The sequence below is a fragment of the Actinomycetota bacterium genome (assembly GCA_036280995.1).
Lineage (GTDB): Bacteria > Actinomycetota > CALGFH01 > CALGFH01 > CALGFH01 > CALGFH01.
This window is the reverse complement of record DASUPQ010000026.1, coordinates 1-2452: the sequence shown is the minus strand read 5'-3', so window position 1 is coordinate 2452 and position 2452 is coordinate 1. Positions and strand designations below refer to the sequence as shown.

3 protein-coding genes are annotated in these 2452 nt (G+C 71.0%); all 3 read right to left on the bottom strand.

All coding sequences use genetic code 11. The features are described from left to right. Positions 1-731 precede the first annotated feature (731 nt). A complete protein-coding gene (locus tag VF468_00685) occupies positions 732-1343 on the bottom strand; it encodes a cadmium resistance transporter (GenBank protein HEX5876841.1) in 612 nt (203 codons plus the stop codon). Between the two features lie 50 nt (positions 1344-1393). Then, a complete protein-coding gene (locus VF468_00680) occupies positions 1394-2044 on the bottom strand; it encodes an isoprenylcysteine carboxylmethyltransferase family protein (GenBank protein ID HEX5876840.1) in 651 nt (216 codons plus the stop codon). Then, positions 2041-2452 (bottom strand): cation transporter (locus VF468_00675; GenBank protein ID HEX5876839.1); only part of this gene is annotated, 412 nt, incomplete at its 5' end. The genes VF468_00675 and VF468_00680, both read right to left, overlap by 4 nt.

Sequence of the window (2452 nt, the reverse complement as noted above, 5' to 3'; positions counted from 1 at the left end):
GGTCATTAGAGCGGCGAGGTAGGGCGTGTCGTCGGCGTCGAGGCCGATGGTCACCGCCTCGGTCAGCCCGAGCCGCAACCCGCGTCAGGGAATCCGGGCAGGTCGTCGAGACGTTGACGCGGATCCCTACCGCGTCCAACCGGCTGGCGGCGGTGTAGGCGTCGACTCCGGCGGGCGGGGGTGGTATCCAGCCGCGGCTGGTGGCAGCCGGTGTAGCCGCGGTCAGCGGCGGCCGGTGGAAGTCCGGCGGCTGCGCGGGGTCGACGTGGCTGCGGGCCACACGCGTAGGTCCCAGCCGGGAAGGTCGGTCCCGTGGTACGGCACGAGCGCAGTGGTGTAGGTGCCGGGGGCCGGTCGGCCGGCGGTTTCCCACTGGTCCAGCCAGGTCCGAAGGACGGTCAGCGACGGCGAGCGTGGGGTGTCAGCGATGATCGAGCCGTCGGCTTTTCCGACCACGTTCAAGATCATCATTGCTTTTAGCTGCACAAATACGTCGCAAACATGTACGGGATGCTCCCATGTGCGACGGTTCTGCGATGCGCGGTATCACCCGTTAGTGAACCTTGGGAAGGTCTTCGGCGCTTAACTCTCGGCCGTTGGGTGATGGCGTGGTCGGCGTGTGCGAGGCGGCCGATGCCGGGAAGGAACCGGCCGGTATGGGCGTCCGGTACGCAGTGCCGTGCGCGGTGAGCAGGAAGGGGGCGGCAGGGTCTGCGGCGGCCGGGCGAGGGTCACAGACCGAAGGCGCCGCCATCGATGAGGATGAGCAGGCCGATGCCGATGAGCACCACGGGCAGCAGGATGTGGCCCCACCGCGACAGTGCTTTGGCGATGACCGGGCGGGTGGCGAAGTACCGGCCCGCGGCGCACCAGAGGCCGACGCCGATCAGGAACACCGATACGTAGACCACCATGCCGCTCGTACCGGCGACGGCGAAGACCGGCACGTACACGCCGATGTTGTCGCCGCCGTTGGCCAGGGTCACCGCGGCGACCTGCAGAATGCCCGGCCCGCCGGCTGCGGCGGGTTCGTCGGTGTCGTCGTCGCCGTTGCGGCGGTCGCGCCAGGCCCGCCACGCCGCCCGCAGGCCCAGCAGCAGCGGCAGCAGCCCCAGGTACGGGATGACCGATTCGGGCAGCAGGCCGGCACCGAGCGCGCCGACGATCGCGGCGACCAGGATCGCGATGAAGCCCAGGTACTGCCCGAGCACCACACGGATCGCCCCGGCGCGGCCGGCGCCGGCGCTGGCGGCCTGGCCGAAGAACAACGCCAGGATCAGGATGTCGTCAATGTTGGTCACCGCGAACATCCCCACGGCTTGGCCGAGCAACCTCAGGTCCATCCCGATCCCCCCGACACGGCCTGGCCACAGGCTCCAGCGAAGATCAAAGCCTAGGGGGCGACCTGCGCGCGGCCGGTGGTGGGTGTGAGCCGGCCAATCCGGGGAAGGAACCGCCCGCTGCGGCAGGCGTAGGCCCGGTAGCTGGTGCCGTGGGTGGTGAGCAGGTAGGGCTCCTCGACCGCACGGACCTGGATCTGGATCGCGGTGAGCAGGCAGGCCAGCGCGAGCACGCTGACGATGGTGGGGATCATGACGGTCAGGCCGGTGGTGACGGCGAGCATCCCGGTGAAGATCGGGTTGCGGACGTGGGCGAACAGCCCTCCGGTGACCAGCGCGGTGCGCTCTCCGGCGTCGACGCCGATGCGCCAGGAGGCGCCCATCTGCCGCTGGGCGGCCAGGGTGACGGCGATCCCGGCGACGGCGACGACGAGCCCCGCCCAGGACAGTGCCGGGTGGCGCAGCCCGGCCGGGATGCCGATGACGCCGGCCAGGACGAGCACCGGTGCGGCGGCGCCGAGCAGCAGCGCGACCGCGAACAGCAGGCCGCCCCACCAGTGCAGGGAGCCGGGCCGTCCGGAGATGCCGCGATAGCCGGTGCTGCCGGTGGCTTTCCAGTGCCGCCAGGTCTGCCAGCCGAACGCCGCCGCCAGGCCGAGCAGGTAGACCACCAACGCGATAGCGGCGGAGGCGGCGATGGTCATCGGTCCGCCTGCTCAGTGCCGGTGCAGCAGGCGTCGGTGCAGCCTGGCCCGCACCCGCACCCGTCGGCGTCACCGCCGCCAGCGGCTGGGAGAGCGCAGTCGTCGCATTGCTCACCGCGCCACGCCTCGACGCCTTCGCGCACGGCGACGGCGGCGATCACCAGAGCGGCGACGGGATCGGCCCACCACCAGCCGAGGGTGGCATTGAGGACCAGTCCGACCAGGACGATCGCCGACAGGTAGGTGCACAGCATGGTCTGCATGGAGTCGGCGACCACGGTGGCCGAGCCGAGCTCGCGGCCGGTGCGTCGCTTGGCCCAGACCAGCAACGGCATGACCACGACGGAGACGGCGGCGATGCCGATGCCGACCGGTGACGTCTCGGCCTGTTCGCTGCCGAGCAGCGAA

What these genes read in the sequence shown, in the direction of transcription:
- VF468_00685 (HEX5876841.1), bottom strand. Translation starts at nt 1,343, where the DNA reads ATGGACCTGAGGTTGCTCGGCCAAGCCGTGGGGATGTTCGCGGTGACC.
- VF468_00680 (HEX5876840.1), bottom strand. Translation starts at nt 2,044, where the DNA reads ATGACCATCGCCGCCTCCGCCGCTATCGCGTTGGTGGTCTACCTGCTC.